This is a genomic window from Streptomyces sp. NBC_00775 (genome assembly GCF_036347135.1).
Lineage (GTDB): Bacteria > Actinomycetota > Actinomycetes > Streptomycetales > Streptomycetaceae > Streptomyces > Streptomyces lutosisoli.
The window spans coordinates 7,408,736-7,427,631 of record NZ_CP108938.1; the positions used below are offsets into that span (position 1 = coordinate 7,408,736).

Consider the following 18,896-nt stretch of genomic DNA (forward strand, 5'->3'; position numbering starts at 1 on the left):
CGGTGGCGGAACGAGGAACGACCGGACCATGAGACACGGACCACGGGGTGGGCGCATGGACATGCTGACGATCGGGGCCTTCGCGAAGGCGTGCCGGCTGTCGCCGAAGGCGCTGCGGCTGTACGACGAGCTGGAGTTGCTGCGGCCCGCCCGGGTCGACCCGGATACCGGATACCGGTACTACGCCGTCGGGCAGCTGGAGCAGGCGCGGCTGGTGGCGTGGCTGCGGCGGCTCGGGATGCCGCTCGCCCGTATCCGGCGGGTGCACGCCATGGAGCCGGGGCCGGCCGCGCGCGAGATCCGTGCGTACTGGGCCCAGGTCGAGGCCGAGACGGCCGCGCGCCGGGATCTGGCGGCGTTCCTCGTGGACCATCTCTCACCGTCCCAAGGGAAGGACACCAGCATGCTGGAGCTCCGTTACTCCGCTCTCTCCGACACCGGTCTGGTCCGCGGCGCCAATCAGGACACGGCCTACGCGGGCACCCGCGTCCTCGCCGTGGCCGACGGCTTCGGGCCGGGCGGCGCGCCCGCCAGTACGGCGGCGGTCGAGGCCCTCAAGTTCCTGGACGACGAGCCGCTGCCCGCCGGGAGCGTGCTCAATGTGCTGGAGGACGCCGTCCAGGGCGCCACCCGGGCCGTCCAGGCCGTCCAGGGCGTCCCGTCCGAGGCCGGCACCACCCTCACCGCGATGGTGTGGACCGGCTCCCAGCTCGCGCTCGTCCACATCGGGGACTCGCGCGCGTATCTGCTGCGCGACGGGGAGCTGTTCCGGATCACGCACGACCACACCGTCGTCCAGTCGATGATCGACGAGGGTCGGCTCACGCCCGAGGAGGCCACCGCGCATCCCCAACGCTCCCTGCTCTTCAAGGCGTTGGGGGCGCGTGACGCAGCCGCCGACGTACCCGACATGCGGTTGCACGACGTCCGGCCCGGCGACCGTTACCTGCTCTGCTCGGACGGTCTCCCCATCGTCGTACCGGACGAGGAGATCGCACGCATTCTCGGGTCGACTCCCGTGCCCGACGAGGCTGTTCGGGCTCTGGTCGGCGCGGCGAACGACTCCGGCGGTCCGGACAACGTGAGTTGTGTGGTGGCGGACGTGGTGGAGAGCGATGCCACCACCAGCGGCTTCCGGTTCAACTAGAGCGGTCGCCCGCCGCCTTCCACTCGTCGTCCGTGAGTGGCGGCCCGGTGAGCTGGGGCTTGAGCGGGCCGATCACGGCGGCGAGGAGGACGCTGGGGGCGAGGAGTACGTGCGCGCCGCGCTCCAGGGAGGACACGTCGGTGAAGCGGCGCGCGATACGGCCGTTGCCGGTGGCGGTGTACAGGAGCCGGTCGACGTACGCGGCCAGGATCCTGTCCCTGAGCGTGGGGCCGGTCTCGGTCGCGCCCGGGAAGAAGACGTCCTGGCCCGTGGCGAGGTCCCAGGCCGCGTTGACCGGCCGGGCCACCGCCTTCTGGAGGGCGCGGGCCAGCCGGGGAGTACCCCAGCCCTGGCGGCGGATCACGTTGCGCAGGGCGACGGCGCTCTGGGCCGCGACCGACATGCCGTGACCGTAGATCGGGTTGTACGCGGCCAGCGCGTCGCCGATGACGAGGAAACCGTCGGGCCACTGACGTGAACGCTCGTAGTAGTAGCGGCGGTTCGCGGTGGTGCGGGTGAACGCCACACCGGTCAGTGGCTCGGCGCCCGCGATGAACTCGCCGATGACGGGGTGGCGCAGCCCCTCGGTGGCGAACCGCTCGAAGTCGTCCTCGTCGGAGGTGGGTTCACCGCCCCGGGTGCCCGACAGGGTGACCATCCAGCGGCCGTCCTCGATGGGCACCATGACGCCCGACCGGCCGGGGCGGCCGTCGCGCGGGGCCGCCTGCACGTTGAGGATGGGGAAGCCGTGCCGCGCGTTCTCGGGGGCGCGGAAGACCCGACTGGCGTACGCGAGGCCGGAGTTGACGTGCCGGACCTCCGGTTCGGGCACGCCGAGGGCGGTGAGCCACTCCGGTGCGCGGGAGGCACGCCCGGTGGCGTCGACGACCAGATCGGCGGGAAGCGTGTACTCGGTGTCGGTGTCGGTGTCACGACCGGTGTCGGCGTCGGCGTCGGTGTCGGCGTCGGCGTGGCCGCGGACGCGGACCCCTGTGACGGAGCCGGCGGTGCCTTCGAGGCCGAGCGCCTCGGCTCGCTCGACGAGCTTGATCCGGTCGTCGCCGAGGATCTGCGCGCGGACCGTCGCGTCGAGGAGGTCACGGCTGCACAGGATCATGTGGTGGGACTCGTCCCAGCGGCGGAACCAGCCCTGGGACGACAGCGCGACCATGTCCTTCGTCAACGGCACCCGGTGCGCCCCGGCTTCCGCCAGCAGCCCGGTGACACCCGGGACGAGTTCCTCCATCGCCTTCGCACCACCCGACCACAGCGTATGGACGTGCTGGGCCTGGGGCAGGTTCTTGCGCCGCTCGGGCCCGTCGGGCAGGACATCGCGCTCGACGACGGTGACGACGTCCGCGAACTCGACCAGGGCGCGGGCCGCGAGCAGGCCGGCGAGGCTGCCGCCGAGGACGACGGCGGATCTCAGGGGCCGGGCGCCGGAGGGGCGATCAGCGGTGGGGTGATCGCTGTGGGGGCTGGCAGTCATGGGGCGGGCACGCTCTCTGCTGCGGCGGTCGCGCGCTCGCGTACCGCCCTGATGTCGTCGGTGTGGCGGAGGGCGCGGGACACGGCCTCGATCCCCTCCAGCAGGTCCTCGATGTCCGGGCTGCGCAAGGGGGCGGTGGCGTCGTCCTCCCGGGTTCGTCGTTTGGTGTCGATGGCCTCCTGGATCGTCACGGCATGGGCGAGCGGGCGCGCCCGGCCCGCCTCGCGACCGAGGCCCACCGCGGCGTCGTACGCCCGTTGGTCCAGGTCCTCGTCGATGTACCGAGAGAGGTGCAGCAGCGCGTCCCGGATGAACGTCTCGCGGCGCGTCAGGCGCAGTTCGGGGGTGGCCCGCAGCTTGAAGGGCACCCGCCCGCCGGTGACGGTGCGGGTCAGCAGGTACAGGGGCCGCAGCCGCCAGTGGCTGAGCCGGGTCTGCGCACGGCGGTGCAGGTACTGCCCGGCGTGCGGAAGGATGAACCCGACCGCGATCAGGATGGCGGAGACGGCGGCGACGGGCGGCGACAGGGCGGTGCTCAGCCAGTCCAGGTCGTGGCCGGTCCACCGGGCGACGACGGCCGTGAGCTTCGAGCCGTCGTAGATCAGGTTCATCGCGTAGCCGACGCCGAGGCACTTCAGGCCGCTGCGCAGCCATACGTCGAGTCCGTCGGTGCGGATCCAGTTCCAGATCAGCCGGTAGGTGATGAGGCAGGCCACCGTGTGCGCGAGCAGGTAGAGCAGGATCTCCTCGCGCATGAAGGCGGTGGTGGCGTAGTACGTGTCGAGGTCATGCACCCGTTCGACGGGGGCGTCGGCGAGCGCGAACAGCACCCACAGCGCGACGATCACGCCCGAGTAGACGCTCACCACCCACCGCGTGGCGCGGCGCGTCGTGTCCGAGCGGTCGGAGATGCCGTTGCGCCAGGCGGTGATCAGCAGCAGACAGGAACCGCAGAACGCGGTGATCAGGCTGTAGACCAGGGGTGCCGAGAAGTTCGGTACGCCGGTGACGCGGTTCGTCCAGGCGATGGTCGCCGGCGCCGCGAAGACGAAGACGCCGCAGGCGAGGACGAGCAGGCCGCCGACCGCTCTGAGCAGCGGGTCCTTCCAGAGCTTGATGATGCTGGGCACTTTGATCGCCAGGGCGGCCGTCAGGACCGCCGCCGGTATCCAGAAGGAGATGTACAGACCGTCGAAGAAGCGGGAAGGATTCATCGCCGGTCAGTCCTCGGGTCCGCGATAGCCCAGGGACGCCTGGATGGCCCGGCCCACCGGGTCGACGGGCCCTCGCGTACGCGGCCCGGTCACCCATGAGCGGAAGACGCTCGCCAGGTGCAGGCCGAAGTCCTCGGCCTCGGCCTCGTCGGCCTCGTGGGAACCGTTGCGGGCGGCGACGGTGAGGGCGATCTCCTGCCAGTCGGGGCTGCGCCAGCCGGGACTGCGCCAGTCGGGGTTGTCCGAGAGGGCCCGCGCGGCGGCTGCCGCACCGTCGACGTGATGGTCGCGGTGCCCTTCCCGCATGTGCCACAACTCATGGCCGAGGATGACGAGTTGCTGCACCGTCTCCGCGCGCTCCTCGATGATGACGAGGTCGAAGTCCTGGAACTCCATCCACAGGCCGGTGACCTCGATCTCGTCGGGGAAGCGCTCGAAGCGGAGCTGAACGGGACGGCCGTCACGGCGCCCGCTCATCTCCTCGCACAGGGCGCCCGCCAACTCCCGTACGTCGACGGGGGTGTCGATCTTCTTCCGCAGTACGCGGCTGAGTTCCACCGCGAGGGCGCGCATCTCGGAGTCGGCTCTGTGCGGACGCAGCGCCGCCGCAAGGGCCCGTACCCGGCCGGCGAGCCTCATCGTTCCGCCTCCTCACCGCTCAGCAGGGATTCGAGCATGAGCGCCAGCGCCTCCTGCTTGCGGGGCGTCAGCCGCCTGCCGCGCAGGGCGAGCGTGATGACTCCGTGCCTGGTCGTGAACTTGAGCAGCGGGCCGTCCTCCGCGGTGCCTTCGAGTTCCCGAAGGGTGCGCTGAAGCGCCCCGTTCAGGGCGACGGCGGCCGGATCGGTGAAGAACTTCGTGCCCTGGTCGATGTGGAAGAACTCCGCGAGCCGGGTGAGGTCGGGCACGTTCGGCATCTTGTCGCCGTTGAGCAGGGAACGGGCCCACTTGTCGCTGATCCCGAGACGGGCGGCGACCTCCCGGCACACATCGGCGGGCCTGCGCCCGCTCTCCGCGAGATACGCCTCGTACAGCGCGCGTACGCGCCCCCGGATCCGGTCGTCCACCTTGTCGTCGCGCGGAGCCTCGCCGTCGAGCAGGGCCCGGACGTCCCCCTCGGGCAACGCCGTACGGCCGGACAGGGCACGCGTGTCGAGGACCTCGCCCCGGTCCAGGCTCTTCTCGGCGATCTGCGCGTCGAGGCGTGCGAGGGTCTCGGGAAGAGGCGGCGGGGACTCGTTCACCAAGGGGCTCCCGGCAGTTGACTCGTCAAATTGTCACGTTGGCCGACACTACGTGGCCGAGTCGGCGCGCGTCACGCTTTTCCGAACGATCGTTCCCGCTTCCAGAACGATCGTTGCCGGGCAGTCGATGGTCATCCCACGGGCCGGATCAACTCCCAGGTGTCCACCCCGTAGTCGAGGCTCATGCCGTGCCGTTCGTACAGGGCGAGCGCGCCGCTGCTGTTGTCGGTGTCGACGCCGAGGCCGATCCGGTCGCGGCCGAGCGCCGCGTAGTGGCCGAAGGCGTGGCGCAGGAGGTGGCTGCCGAGGCCCTTGCCACGAGCTTGGCGCAGGACGCCGAGGTTACCGATCCAGGCCATCGAGGCACGGTCGTTGTGGCTGCGCAGTACGGCCGCGTCGCCCAGGCCGTCGACGTGCGCGACCCAGATCAGTGACCAGTCGACGCGTTCGGCGTCGATGTCGTCCAGCCACTGTTCGTACGTACGCGGCTGGAAGTCGAAGTGCTCGGTGAAGCACTCCTGGAGCAGTGCGTGGGCGCGCCGGCGGTCCGGCTCGTCCATGCAGGGGCGCAGCGTCACGCCGGGCGGTGGCGTCGGCAACCGGTCGGTGGTGCCGTCTAGAGGACGGGCCATCACGTTGTGGCGGCGGACCGCGCGCCAGCCGCGTGCGCGCAGCGCGTCCAGATCGATGGTGGGGGCGATGTTGAGGTGCAGGTGCACCACCGCTCGCGCCGCCCCGTTGGCCGCCGCCCGCTCCGCGGCCCGGGCCTCCATCAGGTCGAACACATAGAGGGCGCCCTGCTGCTGGTCGGGCAGCGTGTAGTGGTCGATGTCGATCCGCTCACCGCCGGAGTCGTCCCACGCCAAGCCGTATCCGATGAGCCGGTCACCGTCGAAGAGCAGCCAGGAGTCCCGCTCCAGCTCCACCTCGGGATGCTTCAAACTCGCCTGAACCTCGGCGAGTTCGGTGTCGGCACGACCGATCTCCAGCAGATCGACCTCGTTGAGCAGCGCGCATATCGCCGCCGCGTCGTCGAGCGTGGCCGGGCGCAGGGTGAGGCCGGGAGGCGGGGCGGCGGCGGGGGATGTCATGAGCCCACTGTCCGGGGGAGGAGGCGCTGCCCGCAACGCACTTTCTCCGCGCGAGAAGTGGAGCGGCGAGCGGTTCGCGCTCAGCGCACGAGCTCGGGATCTTCTTTCCTGGGCAATTCGCGCATGCTTCGAAGCGGTGACAGGAGGTACGGGAGGACGCTCGACGTCATACCGGCGGCACCGATACACAAGGTGGCCTTCGCTCCGAACACGGAGCCCGAGACTCCCCCCAAAAGCCCGCCGAGCGGAATGCCGCCCCAGGACACGAACCGGGCGGTCGCGCTCATCCGGCCCAGGAGCCGATCGGGCGTGAGGGTCTGCTGGACGCTTGACTGAGCCACAAAGCGGATGACGCCGCCCAGGGAAAGGGACGCCAGTCCGAGCGCAGCCGCGTACACGCTCCAACCCGGATGCGCCAACGGCATCAGGACTGTCAGAGGACAGGTGACAAGTGGTGCGAGCCAGATGACCGGACCCTGCCCGACCCGCTTCGAGACCTTGGTTGCCGACAGCGCGCCCAGCAGGGCACCACAGCCCATTCCCGACAGAATGAGGCCGATGCCGAAGGACTTGAGGTTCATCTCCCTCTCCAAGAAGACCAGCAACATGGTCTGATACATGACTAGGAAGAGATTGAATATCGCATCCCCCAGGATGATTGCCCGCAGGATGGGATGCTTGAGCACAAACTTCAATCCCTCTTTGATGTCTCGAAGCAGTTGAGGGTGCTCACTCGGCTCCCGCTTTAGTTCGCGTTTACGGATACGGGTCGCGAGCAGCCCCGACATCGCCATCCCGGCCGAACTCACCAAAAGCGTTGCAGGGGCTCCGAGCCAGCCGACCAGCGGCCCTGCCAGCCCTGGTCCACTGATACTGGTCACCGAGCGTATCGCCGAGAGTTTTGAGTTTCCTTCGACGAGATTGCCGCGTCCCACCAGATGCGGCAGATAGCTGACGTACGCGACGTCGAAGAAGACGGTCAGCACTCCATGAACCAAAGCGACCGCGTAGAGCCACCCGATGGTCAGAAGGTCCGACCACCACGCCACCGGTATGGTCAAGAGGACGGCCGCCCTCGCGAGATCGGTGCTGACCATCACTGATCGCTTCCGCATGCGGTCCACCCACGCGCCTGCCGGCAGTCCGACCAGGAGTGAGCCTGCCGTGGTCATCGCGGTCAGTAATCCCACCTGCAACTCGTCGGCATTCAACGCCATGATGGCAACCAGCGGCAACGCCAGAAATATGATGCGATCGCCCAGCTGGCCGAGCGCGGTGGCGGCAAACAGGCGCCCGAAGTCCGGATCGCGGAGGAGTCCGGGCCGGGAGGGTGTTGACATGCGAGTTACCTACTGTCGGCTTTGAAATGTCGCTCAACTGGCTTCAGTTGGCTTCAACAGGCTTCAACAGGCTTCAACGGGCTACGGCCGGTCGACCACGAACTCGTAGGCCACTTCCCTGCGTACGTCCGGAATGACGATGTCGGCGGTTTCCACCGGACGTCTGTCGGTGTCGTAGATGGTCCGCTCGATCTGGAGCACCAAATCCCCGACACTGATTCCCAGTAGATTCGCCTGCGCCTGGGTGGCACGAGCCGGGCGCGGCAGCTCGACCACGGTCTCGACGACCACGCCGATGGAGCGCATACGCTCGACCACCCCCTTTCCCGCGAGGGGGCCCATCTCGGGCAGCACGATCGGCGTTCCGTCCGTGATGGCCATCGGCTCCCAGGAATCGGAGAGCTGGACGGGTTGCCCGTCGGCAAGGAACTCGTAGCGCGTGTTGACGCAGAGGTCTCCGGGGCTGATGGCGAGCCGCTCGGCGATTGCCTCAGGAGCGGGGACGCGCGCCTGGCTGTGTGAATCCCAGGCGCCGGCCCTGCCCCTCTCCTTCATGCCGGCGAGGGAAGGGGAGCCTCCTTGGCGTTCGCGATGACGCGAGCGAACCATCCGCAGGCGCTCACGCGGCATGCGGACGTAGGTGCCCGAGCCCGCGCGTCCTTCGAGGAAACCCTTGACGATCAAGCGTTCCATGGCCCTCTGCGTGACGTTGCGCCCGACCCCGTACTCCTCGGCGAGCTGCGCCCGGGACGGCAGGCGCTCCCCGATCTCCCACTCTCCCGCGAGAATCCGCGCGCGCAACGCGTCGGCCACTGCGAGGTACGGCGCCTCTCGGGGCATGGGTGACCCTCCGGTTGCTCTGTTGCGCGGCACCTGGTGATTCCAGGCGGCGTTGGCAAGCTACGGCACCGGGTGAAAGCTGCTGGAGTAGAAATACGCTCGGTGCTCAAGCGGCAATAGGGGTTCGTGTGATGCGAATCAGAACCGCGCTGCCCTGGTAATGGCTTGCTCTGGGCGCGCACGTGGTTGTTAGCCTGCGTCGGGATCGCCCCGAGATGTCGTACGAGGAGTCGTGCGCCGAAGCTGTACGAGGATCCGTACGCCGAAGTCGTACGAGGATGGAGTCCGCTGTGGCCCGCACCGCCGCCCGCGCACGTATCGCGCTCGTCACCTACGACCCTGGCGAGGAGCCCAGCCTGGATCAGGATCTGCCGGTGCTGGCGGCGGCTCTGGAGGGTGCCGGGGCCGAGGCGGTCGTGGTGTGCTGGGACGACGCGGAGGTCGACTGGGCCGCCTTTGATCTCGCCCTGATCCGGTCGACCTGGGACTACAGCTGGCGGGTCGCGGAGTTCGTGGCGTGGGTCGAGCGGTGTGGGGGGCTCACGCGGCTGGCGAATCCGGCGGGGGTCGTGCGGTGGAACACCGACAAGCGGTACATCGGGGATCTGGCGGCGGCGGGGGTGCCGGTCGTGCCGACCCGGTATCTCGCGCCGGGGGATCCGGCCGAGCTGCCCGACGACCACGAGTTCGTGGTGAAGCCCACCGCCGGGGCGGGCGCGCGGTATGCCGCCCGGTATACGCCCGAGGAGCGGGAGACGGCCGTACGGCAGCTCGCGGCGATGCACGCGGAGGGGCTGACCGCGATGGTGCAGCCGTATGTGAAGAACATCGACGCCGCTGGTGAGCGGGCGCTGCAGTTCTTCGGCGGGCGGCTGCTGCACGCCAGCCGGAAGGGGGCCGTGCTGGAGCCGGGGACGCCGTACGACGGGGACAAGGTCCCGCATCCCCGGCTGGAGGTCTGGGAGCCGACGGCCGCGGAACTGGCCGTCGCTGAGCGTGCGTTGGCCGCCGTGCCCGGGGGCGCCGATGCCGTGCTCTACGCCCGCGTCGACCTTGTGGACGGCGACGACGGTGAGCCCCGGGTGATGGAGCTGGAGCTGGTCGAGCCGAATCTCTTCCTCTGGCTGCACCCGGACTCGCTGCCCGTCGTAGTGGAGGCGATCGTCAAGGCCGCTGCCCTTTGACGCCGACCCGTTGCAGCAGCCCCCACGTGAACTCCGCCGCGCACTCCTGTCGTACGCCCGACGCGTCCGGGGCCGTGAAGGCCAGACCCCAGCGCGTCGGGGCCGTGCCCTCCAGGGGGCGGGCGGGGGCGAAGGCGCGGGCGGCCTCGTCGACCGTGCAGGACCAAGGGGTCAGGTCGTCGAGGGTCTTGAGGACCGGGCCGGGGGCGCCGGGGGCTCGTACCAGCCACTCGTTCCAGGCGACGCCGTTCGGGGCGACGAGGACCTCGAAGCGGAGGTCGGGCCAGAGGGGGACGGGCCAGAGCAGGGCCTCGCAGGTGAGATCGCCGATCTGGCGTTCCGCCACGGACTCCGGGGTGCCCAGGATCGAGCGGTAGCGGGAGGTCGCGGCGCGGGAGCGCGGGGCGTGCAGCATGGCCTGCCAGCGGCGGTTGGCCTCGCGCATGTCGGCGATGGAGACGCCCAGCTCATGGCGGGCGTCCTCGACGAGGTCGGGGTTGTGGTCGGCCATGCGGCGCAGCAGGACGAGCTGGAAGTGGAGAGCGGTGAAGGGGGTGGGGGTGGTGGCGGGGCGTTTGGCCGGCATGGGATCCATGGTCGCGTATCCAGCCCCTTCTGCACGGCACCAGCCCTGGCTTGTGTCATGGAGCCATCCGTTTGAGGAGCTCCTCGTGTTCGTCCTCCGTGACCTGCTTTCCCGAGGACGGCAGTAGCTGAGGGATGCCGTCGACGATCGGGTAACGGCGGTGCAGGCGCGGGTTGTAGAGGGCCTCCTCGGAGGTCAGTTTCTCGGAGGTCAGTTTCTCGGAGGTCAGGTCCTCGGAGGTCAGGGCCTCGTCCGGGACGAGCAGATGCAGGGGGCCCTTGTCGAGCGGGCAGGCCAGGATCTTCAGCAGCGGGTCGTCGGCGTTCATGGGGGTGTCAACTCCTTGGCGCTGATGGGGGGTTGGGGTGCGGCGTCGTCGTGCTTGGGCATGGCGAGCAGGACCGACACCGCGAGGACGGTGCCCGCCAGGCGCAGCGCGAGCCGCACCGGCTCGTGCGGCAGTGCCTCGCCGAACGCGAGCGTGCCGAGCACCGCGGTGAACAGACAGGTCACCGTCGTGCAGACCGGCACGATCAGCGAGGCCCGGCAGCGTTGCAGCGCCGCCTGCGACATGACCAGGCCGAACGCGCCGGTGAAGAGAAGGAGGTAGGGGTACGGGGAGCGGAGCAGGCCAACGACCGCTCCACCCAGGTCACTTGTCGTCAGGTAGCTCGACACGCCCTTGATGGCGAGTGAGCTCACGCCGTACAACAGGCCCACCGCCACGCCGTATTCGACGCCCGTGGTCGACTTACGGTGCCGGTGCCTGGAACGGCGCTCGGCGGCTCCGTACAGCCACACGCCCAGCGACAGTGACGGCAGACAGACCGTGAGGACGAGCGGCGCCGGTGCGCTGCGGCTCACCGTGTCCGTGCCCTCGCGCAGGGACAGCACGACCATCAGCAGGGCGAGGAGGATCGCGCCGAGCGCGTACCGTTCGCGGCCCGTCGTCTCCTCGCCGAGCAGCCGGGAGGAGAGCAGTACAAGGAGGACCAGGCCGGAGACGAAGATGCCCTGGGCCGCGGCGATCGGCAGGGTGCGGTAGACGGCGAGCTGGGCGCCGAAGCCCGCCGCGAGAGCCAGCGAGCCGCCGATCCACAGGGGGCTGCCGAGGACCAGGCGCAGCAGCCGCGCGGGGCGGTGGATGTCCACCTCGGGCAGAGCGGCAAGCGCGCGTTTCTCCAGGACGAATCCGGTGCTGTACAGGACGTTCGCCAGCAGGGCCGCGGCCACTCCCCACCACATGGGCTACGTCCTTCGCGCGTGCAGGAGCAGGATGGAGGCGGCCGATGGAACCGCGCAGGCCAGCCGGTCCAGGGGGCGCAGCGGACGCGGTACGCCGTGGAAGGGCGCGCCCGCCAGGCGTACGACCTCGAAGCCCGACGCGGCCACGAACTCCCGTAGCGCGCGGGCGGTGTAGAGCCGCAGATGACCCACGACCTCCTTGCCCGGCCGGCCGTGGATCGCGCGCAGGCTCACCTCCGAGAAGACGGGCTGGACACCGGCGAGCAGCAGAGCACGGTTGTACCAGGCGGCGAGGTTCGGGGTGGAGAGCATCAAGTGGCCGCCGGGGCGCAGGATTCGGCGGATCTCGTCCAGCGCGTCGTCCGGGTCCACCAGGTGCTCCACGACCTCGCTGAAGAGCACCGCGTCGGCCGACGCGGTCGCGAACGGCAGCCCGCCGTCGGTGAGTTCACCGCGGATCGCGTACGGCATGTGGGCGTGGGCGCGTCTGAGGGCGTCCTGCGACCAGTCGACGCCGACCAGGCGGTGTCCGGCGAGGAGGGGCGCGGCGGTCGCGGCCGCGGTGCCGTCGCCGCAGCCGATGTCCAGCACGGTCTTCGCGCCCGCCGTGGCCGGTCCGAGCGCGGCGGCCAGCATGCGGGCCTGGCGCAGACTGCGCGGGGCGCCGGAGGCGACGGGGACGGTGGGGTCCTCGTAGAAGTCGCGAAGTCCCCTATGGACAGGAGCTGTTGTGGTTGTGGGAGTCATACGTCGTCCACCTCCGTCGCGTGCAGATAGTGCTCGAAGAGGTCGCGGAGGTGGGCGCCGTCGCCGTGGCTGAGCAGGGTGCGCGACCAGCGCAGGGCGAGGTGCAGGCGGCCCGCGCTGGACGCGGTGGTGACGGTCAGGCCGCGGGGCATGCGGGCGGGGGCGGAGAACCACACCGCGTGCGCGCGGCCGGCTGTTTCGCCGAAGTCCAGGGCGTACGGGATGCGGCCGATGTTGCTGAGCAGTGTGGTCGACGTCCACGGGCCGGCCGCTCTGCGCAGGCCCCGGGTGACGGCGGCACGCCAGGCGACCGGGACGACGGGGGCCGTCAACAGGGCGGCTCCATGGCCGAGTTGGGGGCGGTCCACGGACTTCAGCGCGCGTGTGCGGTTCGCCGTACGGCGCAGCAGCTCGCCCATCCGGTCCGCGTCCAACTCCTGTGGCGCGAAGGTGACTTCGACGAGCCGTGTCCCGTTGCCGATCGGCATGTCCGCACCACGGGGACGGTCGTCGACCGGCATCGTGATGCGCAGGGGGCGGGGGCGCGCGCCGTGTTCCCTGTTCCAGTGGGCGATCATCAGGGCCGTGGCGGCCATGAGCTGGTCGTTCACCGTGTAGGGGGAGCCCTTGGGGCGGCGCGGGACGCTGAGCTCGGTGACGAGGAGGCCGTTGCCGGGGGAGGGCTCGGGGGTGCCGTGGGCGACTCTGGCGGGTGGGGTCCAGGTGGAGGGGGTGTCCACGTCGGCCGGTCCCGTCGCGTCCGGGGGGCGTACGGGGGGTGCGGCCGGAGTGTCGTCCTTGCCTCCGTACAGCTCCGCCGCGGTGGCCAGGATGCGGAGGCAGGCCGGTCCGTCCAGGGCGGTGTGGTTGATGGTGAGGAAGAGGACCGTGCCTTTGGGGGCCGGGTGCCCGGACGCGGGACCGGCGGCACGATGGCCCGCGGTGGGGGCGGGCTCGCCCACCGCGTCCGTCGCCTCGCTGCCCACCGCCGGGCCCGCGCCGGCCACCACCTCCAGGCGTATCGGTGGGGACGCCGACAGCGGTGGGGCTGTCAGGAGTGCCCGTGTCCTCGCGTCCCTGAGGGCGTCGCGGCTCGGGGGCGGGAAGGAGACGACCTCCACGTCCGGCCCCGGTGTCAGCTCCCACTCGTAGCGGCGGCGGTACCAGGGCCCCCGCGCCTCGCGCATCAGGATGCGGGGGTGGCGGTGCAGCGCCTCCGTGAACGCCCTCCTCAGCCGGTCCGGGTCGAGGCGGCCCGGCAGATGGACCTCGATGTGGACGGTCTCCGGTTCCTCCTCCTGGAGGCAGTGCCGGGCGACCTCGTCCACCACCGGGAACGGGACGCGTACGGGGGGCCGCACCGGACCGTCGGTGCCGTCCCGTGCCGGGTGCTCCACCGCTGTCATATGGCCTCGCCCCTCCCCGTGTCGTCCTCGGGCGGTGTCGTCCTGAACCTCGGCTTGCGGAACGCGACGCGCGCGGTCGGAGGGTCGGGTTCGGGCTGCGCCGATCCGGGGCCGCGTGCGGAGAGGGTCGGGCCGGAGGCGACCCCGACCATGGGTTCCGACGCGCCGGCCACGGGTTCCGACGCGCCGGCCACGGGGGGCGATACGCCGAGCTCGGGAGCCGACACGCCGGGCTCGGGTTCCGATAGGCCGGCCACGGGTGCCGATGCCCCGGGCCCGGGTTCCGATACGCCGGCCACGGGTGCCGATGCCCGGGGCTCGGATCCCGATGCGAGGGACTCCGCCCCCGGCTTCTCCCCGGCCGTCTTGCCCCCTGCCCCGGGCTTCTCCTCGAACCCCGCGGGCAAGGCCCCCGGCCCTCCGCTCTCGCCCCGCACGCGTTGCGGCAGCGGTGCGGTCGGCGCCTCCGACGCACCCGGTGGCACCTCCCACCGTGAGGCGGCGGCCCCGGACGGGCCCGGCTCCCGTACGCTCACCAGGGCCGCGAACAACCCGATCAGCGCCAGCAGTTGGGCCGCGGGCCCGAACGCCCCCTCGTCCGCCGACATCGGTGACCCCGCCCCCGTGGCGGCAGCGATCCCCGCTCCCGCGAGCGCGAGGAACGAGATCGGTACGAGCAGCGCGTGCCGCCTCCGGGCGAGCAGGGCCAGCGCCGGGACCAGCAGGGCGAAGAAGCCCGCGATGACGATCCCGACCAGGGTCAGCGCGACCAGGCCCGGCCACAGTCCGGGCAGCGGCGGCACCGGCTGCGGCGCGTCGGGGTTGGGCGAGCGGCGGCGCCACAGGACGAGGCCCGCGAGGCCCGCCACGGCGACTCCGCCGCCGATCAGCCCGGCCTCGTACGTCGTCGAGGGCTCGTACGACAGCTTGACGGTGCCGCCCGCGCCGGACGGGATCTGCCAGCCCTGCTGCCAGCCGTCGAGCCGTACCGGCGTGAGTTCCTTGCCGTTCAGCGTGGCCTTCCAGCCGTCGTTGTAGTTCTCGTACGTCGTCAGGTACGAGGCCGCGCCCGAGCCGACCGTCACCTCGCGACGGTCGCCCAGCCAGTCACGTATCTTCAGCTCGCGCCCGGCGGTGGCCGCCTCGGCGACCGTGCCGCGCGTCAGTGTCACGTCGGTGAGGGCCAGCGGTCCGGCGTCGCCCGCCTCGACGGTGTGCGAGCCGTCGGAGAGCTCCAAGGCGGCGTCTGTACGCCCATCTTGACAGGGCGTCACATCAAGGCGGCGGCGCTCGACCAGATCGCCCACCGTCCCCTTCACGCTCGTCTCGTACAGCTTGCCGTCGATCGCGACGACCGGACCCTTCCCGCAGGGGAGCGAGAACTTCCGGGTGCCGGACGGCTGCGGGGTGCGGTACTGGTCGAGCCCCGGGATGTAGGCCTCCGTGAGTCCGACCGGGAGCTGGAGGTCGGCGTTGGCGACCGGGTTGTGGACGGTCAGCGGCGCGGTCTCGGTGATGGTGATGTCGAGGTGGTCGGTGGTGATGGGGTCGAAGCGGGCCCAGCCGTTCTCGTCGACGCCGACGATCGCCGCGCCGTCCGGGGAGCTGATGTTCACCTTCGTCGGGCGGGTCGACAGGCCACCCGCGGGAGCGAGCACGATCGACGAGATGGGTTGTTTGTCCGGCCAGCTCAGATGGATCGTCGGGTTGTCGCCCGCGATCCACGCCGTGGTCAGGTCGCCGTCCGTGAGGTTGCGCGCCGACAGCCCGGCGCCGAGTTTCGCCGTCGAGTCGGCCGTCGCCGTGATCTGGCTCTGCTGCTCGGGCGCGACCTCGTACAGCAGCTTCTCCAGCTCCTCGCCCGCGACCGGGACCGCGCTCGCCTTCATCTCGTACGTTCCCGCCGTCGACGTCGAGAAGCTGCGGTGCAGGCCCGCCTCGGTGCCCGTCGGGGAGAGCCCGGTGGGGTCGGTGGTGCGGTGCAGGGAGACGATCTCGGAGGAGGCGTCGGCCCCGGCGGCGTCCGTGGGGAGCTTCAGCAGCCGGGTCACCTGGACGTCCGGCAGGTCGATCTCGGAGAAGCCCGCACCGGTGAGACCGGCGTGCTGCTTCGTGGAGCCGACGATGGTGATCTTCAGCCAACTCGTCGAGCCGGGGCGGGCCTTGATGGACTGGGCCATGCCGTTGGGCTGGAGGTAGCTGGTGACGGAGCCCTTCTCCGTCTCCACCCGGACCTTGGTCGCGGCCGATCGCACCCCGTCCTGCGGCAGCGGGGTCACCTTGAACGACGACGGCACGTCCAAGGACCCCTCGAAGCGGATCCGCAGCCACTGCCCGTTCGCGGAGCCCGCCGCGCCCTCGGCCCACGCCGTGTCGGGGTTGCCGTCGAAGGCGTTCACGGGGTCGTACTGCGGCAGATAGAACAGCCAGTTGCCGGTCGACGAGGCCGTCACCGAGCGGGCGCCGCGCAGTTGTGCCACCGTCTGGTGCTGGATGCCCTTCGTCGGCAGGATCTGGTGCGGCTTCTTGCCCGCGTCCTGGGCGCTGTCGCTGTCATTGCGCTGGTCGCGGGTGTACGTGTACGAGGTGTTGGCGTCGACCAGGCCGAAGCGGGTGTCGGCGCGCCGTAGCCCGTCGCCCACCACCTGTACGTCCGGGGTGCCGAGGCCGGGATGGTTGTCGCCGGTCAGCACGGTGGCGCGGCCCCGCATGGACGGGTCGGCGGCCAGCGGGAGGAGTGCCTCGGGGCCGCCCGACACGACGGCGGTGTCCGCGATCGCCTTCAGCGCGGCCTGTCCGGGCCTCGGCACGGCCTTGTCGGCAGGCTCGTAGATCTCGACGGCGCGCTGGCGCGGATACAGGCCCTCGACCTGCAACGGGGTGTCGTTCGCGATCCGCCCACCGGTCATGACCGGCCCGAACCCGGTCACGCGCTGGTAGCCGGACTGTTCCAGGGTCCGCTTCACGGTCGTGGTCGGGACATAGCCGATCTGGTCGGGGTCCAGGTCATTGCGTACGACGACGTAGTAGAGGCCGGCACGGCTCAAGTAGTCGGCCAGGCCTGGGACTTCGCCGCCCGTCATCAGTGCCTGCTCGACCGCGTCCATGGCGCGCCGGTTGCCCGCGGTGCCGAACGGGACGTAATCCCGCTGGGCCCAGCGGGAGTCGGCGAGCACGTCGAGGGGCTGGTCGATGGGGGAGCCCCAGGTGTAGATGCCGTGCGCGGTGGCGGGCACGACGAGGGCGCGGGAGTCGGGCGAGTACGTCTTCAGCCAGTCGGCCGTGGTCTGCCAGTACGTGGGGAGCTGCTGGAACGAACCGGGTTGCAGGATCGACCCGTTGAGATACGGCCAGGCGAGTCCCGGCAGGATCAGCACGGCCGCGACGAGCGGCGCGAAGCGACGGCCGCGCACGGGGCGGGCGCCGCGCGTCTGCGAAGCGACACCGACCAGATGCGCGAGGCCCAGGACGAGGGCGAGCGCCAGTCCCGTCTGGAACTTGTAGATGTTGCGGAAGGGGACGAGCCAGCCGTTCAGCCAGTCCTGGACGGTGCCGTGGAAGGGAGCGCCGAACGAACCCCCGTACCCGGCAAGGGTGATGAGCGCGACCGACAGCACGGTCAGCACCAGCCAGCGGCGCTCGGGCAGGTCACGTCTCGCGAGCCCGGCCAGGCCCAGTCCCGCCGCGAGCGTCGAGCAGACGATCACGATCACCGAGGACGCGACGGTCCAGCCGGCCGGCAGCCAGGCCTCGCCGAAGTGCAGATATCCCACCCAGTTGCCGGCGCCGCGCAGCCCTTCCGTGGCCGACATCGTGGCCGTCGTGGTTCCCGAAGTCTCCACGTAGGGAAGGAAGTTCTCGCCGTAGGCGCCGAGCAGCAGCAGCGCGATCCACCACCAGGCCGTCGCCAGGATCACACCCGGCACCCACCAGGCGATCAGCTTGCGCTGCCGGGGCCCGCGCGGGCGGGAGAGCAGATACAGCCCGACCGGAAGCAGGGACGCCAGGGTCGCGGCGGCGTTCACACCGCCCATGAAGGGGACGATCAGCGCCGAGCGCAGGGCCGCGATACGGGCGCTGTAGCGCTCGTTGGTGAGCGGCAGCAGTACCCAGGGCAGGAACGCGCCGGGCAGCGCGGCCGCGGAGGTCGAGCCGACGACGATCGTGAACACCGGCCACAGCGCGTACGCCACGGCGGCGAGCAGTCGGCTGGCCCCGCTTCCGACCCGCAGCCGCTCGGCCAGCCGCAGCGCACCCCAGAAGGCGACGGACACGACGAGCGACAGCCACAGCCGCTCCGCCAACCACACCGGCAGATGGATCAGCTTGCACAGGCCGTAGAACGGCAGCATCGGCCAGACGTAACCGACGTACTGGTCCTGGATGCCGCCGAAGCCGCCCCGGTCGTGCCACAACTGGCCCAGATCGGAGAGGAACTGCCACGGGTCGAGCGCGACACCGAGCTTGGTGTCGAAGGTCATCCGCCCGGGGTGCACGGCCAGGAACAGCACGAACACCACGGCCCAGAACCCCAGCAGCCACCGCCGCGAGCGCGGCCCCTCCGGAGGGCCGGAAGCGGTTGCGGTGGGGCGGACGGCTGCTGGGGGAGGAGCCTGGACCGTGCTCGTCATGGTGGACACCGCCGGAGGATGAGGAGGAGGTTCCAGGTGGCGAACTCGCGCAGCCCCGGCGCCTTCGCGACGGCGCCCGCGAGGAACGGCCAGTAGCGGGAGCGCGCCGAGACGACCGTGACGTCGTCACGGGCGCGCACCTGCCGCAGGGTGGTGCCGATGTGCACGGCGAAGAGGTTCTCGCCGAGGGTGTGCTTGGCGGCCTTGCCGGTACGGCGGCGGTAGCGGGCCCGCGCCCGCTCGGCGCCGAAGTAGTGCCAGGGCGCCCACTCGTGACCGCCCCACGGGGACAGCCAGTTGGTGAACGACACGTAGATCAGCCCGTCCGGGCGGGTCACGCGCACCATTTCACTCAGGAACGTCTGCGGATCGGCCACGTGCTCCAGGACGTTGGAGGAGAAGCAGACGTCGGCGACCCCGTCCGCGAGCGGCAGCAGATAACCGTCCGCGACGACCGCCGAGTCGGGCGGCTTCGGCCCCAACTCCCCGACGTCCGGCTCGAAGAGATAGGCGTTCGCCCCGCGCCGCCGGAACTCCTCGGTGAAGTACCCGCTGCCGCCGCCGACGTCCACGACGGTACGGCCCTCGACGGCGCCGTATGCCTCGACCTGGTCGGCGGCGTCCCGGGCGAGCAGCGCGTAACAGGACCCGGGGTCGTCCTGCTCGTGCAGGAAGGCACGGAAGAGGGTGAGGGATCTGCGTATCGAGGGGTCTTTCATGGGGCGTATCGAG

General features: G+C 70.8%; 16 protein-coding genes. 2 read left to right on the forward strand and 14 right to left on the reverse strand.

Features of this window, described 5'->3' with window-relative positions; genetic code table 11:
* The first annotated feature begins 55 nt into the window (after positions 1-55).
* Positions 56-1,147: a MerR family transcriptional regulator gene (locus OIC96_RS32915; protein ID WP_330304369.1), complete on the forward strand. Its 1,092-nt coding sequence runs from the start codon at positions 56-58 to the stop codon at positions 1,145-1,147.
* Here OIC96_RS32915 and OIC96_RS32920 read toward each other — a convergent pair.
* The 7 genes from OIC96_RS32920 to OIC96_RS32950 all read right to left on the reverse strand — a co-directional run bounded on the left by OIC96_RS32920 (position 1,140) and on the right by OIC96_RS32950 (position 8,365).
* Positions 1,140-2,636: an NAD(P)/FAD-dependent oxidoreductase gene (locus OIC96_RS32920; protein WP_406501593.1), complete on the reverse strand. Its 1,497-nt coding sequence runs from the start codon at positions 2,634-2,636 to the stop codon at positions 1,140-1,142. The genes OIC96_RS32915 and OIC96_RS32920 overlap by 8 nt on opposite strands.
* A complete protein-coding gene (locus OIC96_RS32925) occupies positions 2,633-3,850 on the reverse strand; it encodes an MAB_1171c family putative transporter (RefSeq protein ID WP_330304368.1) in 1,218 nt (405 codons plus the stop codon). Before OIC96_RS32925 ends, OIC96_RS32920 begins: the two co-directional genes overlap by 4 nt.
* A gap of 6 nt (positions 3,851-3,856) precedes the next feature.
* Positions 3,857-4,489: a toxin-antitoxin system, toxin component gene (locus OIC96_RS32930; protein WP_330304367.1), complete on the reverse strand. Its 633-nt coding sequence runs from the start codon at positions 4,487-4,489 to the stop codon at positions 3,857-3,859.
* Complete coding sequence (locus OIC96_RS32935) at positions 4,486-5,094, reverse strand: transcriptional regulator (protein ID WP_330304366.1); 609 nt, start codon at positions 5,092-5,094, stop codon at positions 4,486-4,488. Before OIC96_RS32935 ends, OIC96_RS32930 begins: the two co-directional genes overlap by 4 nt.
* Before the next feature lie 131 nt (positions 5,095-5,225).
* Complete coding sequence (locus OIC96_RS32940) at positions 5,226-6,185, reverse strand: GNAT family N-acetyltransferase (RefSeq protein WP_330304365.1); 960 nt, start codon at positions 6,183-6,185, stop codon at positions 5,226-5,228.
* Positions 6,186-6,265: 80 nt separating this feature from the next.
* Positions 6,266-7,525: an MFS transporter gene (locus OIC96_RS32945; RefSeq protein ID WP_330304364.1), complete on the reverse strand. Its 1,260-nt coding sequence runs from the start codon at positions 7,523-7,525 to the stop codon at positions 6,266-6,268.
* Between the two features lie 81 nt (positions 7,526-7,606).
* Positions 7,607-8,365 carry a GntR family transcriptional regulator gene (locus OIC96_RS32950; protein ID WP_330304363.1) on the reverse strand — a complete coding sequence of 253 codons (759 nt, stop codon included), beginning with the start codon at positions 8,363-8,365 and terminating at the stop codon, positions 7,607-7,609.
* A 278-nt stretch (positions 8,366-8,643) separates the two neighbouring features.
* On the opposite strand from OIC96_RS32950, the gene OIC96_RS32955 reads away from it, so the two are divergent.
* Complete coding sequence (locus tag OIC96_RS32955; protein WP_330304362.1) at positions 8,644-9,549, forward strand: ATP-grasp domain-containing protein; 906 nt, start codon at positions 8,644-8,646, stop codon at positions 9,547-9,549.
* Here the strand turns inward: OIC96_RS32955 and OIC96_RS32960 are convergent.
* The 7 genes from OIC96_RS32960 to OIC96_RS32990 are packed head-to-tail and all read right to left on the reverse strand — an operon-like array spanning position 9,530 to position 18,883.
* Positions 9,530-10,144 (reverse strand): hypothetical protein, encoded by a 615-nt coding sequence (locus OIC96_RS32960; RefSeq protein WP_330304361.1) that lies wholly within the window; start codon positions 10,142-10,144, stop codon positions 9,530-9,532. The two genes, OIC96_RS32955 and OIC96_RS32960, sit on opposite strands and share 20 nt — an antisense overlap.
* Positions 10,145-10,190: 46 nt before the next feature.
* Entirely contained in the window at positions 10,191-10,463 is a 273-nt protein-coding gene (locus OIC96_RS32965; protein WP_330304360.1) for a Trm112 family protein, read from the reverse strand.
* Positions 10,460-11,368 carry a hypothetical protein gene (locus tag OIC96_RS32970; RefSeq protein ID WP_330310085.1) on the reverse strand — a complete coding sequence of 303 codons (909 nt, stop codon included), beginning with the start codon at positions 11,366-11,368 and terminating at the stop codon, positions 10,460-10,462. Before OIC96_RS32970 ends, OIC96_RS32965 begins: the two co-directional genes overlap by 4 nt.
* Positions 11,369-11,383: 15 nt before the next feature.
* Positions 11,384-12,127 carry a class I SAM-dependent methyltransferase gene (locus tag OIC96_RS32975; protein ID WP_330304359.1) on the reverse strand — a complete coding sequence of 248 codons (744 nt, stop codon included), beginning with the start codon at positions 12,125-12,127 and terminating at the stop codon, positions 11,384-11,386.
* The gene (locus OIC96_RS32980; RefSeq protein WP_330304358.1) at positions 12,124-13,533 is read right to left on the reverse strand and encodes a condensation protein; all 1,410 of its coding nucleotides are present in this window, start codon (positions 13,531-13,533) and stop codon (positions 12,124-12,126) included. Before OIC96_RS32980 ends, OIC96_RS32975 begins: the two co-directional genes overlap by 4 nt.
* Positions 13,530-18,164, reverse strand: a complete 4,635-nt coding sequence (locus tag OIC96_RS32985) for an alpha-(1->3)-arabinofuranosyltransferase domain-containing protein (protein ID WP_330304357.1) — start codon at positions 18,162-18,164, stop codon at positions 13,530-13,532. The genes OIC96_RS32980 and OIC96_RS32985 overlap by 4 nt, the downstream gene beginning before the upstream one ends.
* Positions 18,161-18,883: a class I SAM-dependent methyltransferase gene (locus tag OIC96_RS32990; RefSeq protein WP_406501587.1), complete on the reverse strand. Its 723-nt coding sequence runs from the start codon at positions 18,881-18,883 to the stop codon at positions 18,161-18,163. Before OIC96_RS32990 ends, OIC96_RS32985 begins: the two co-directional genes overlap by 4 nt.
* Positions 18,884-18,896 lie beyond the last annotated feature (13 nt).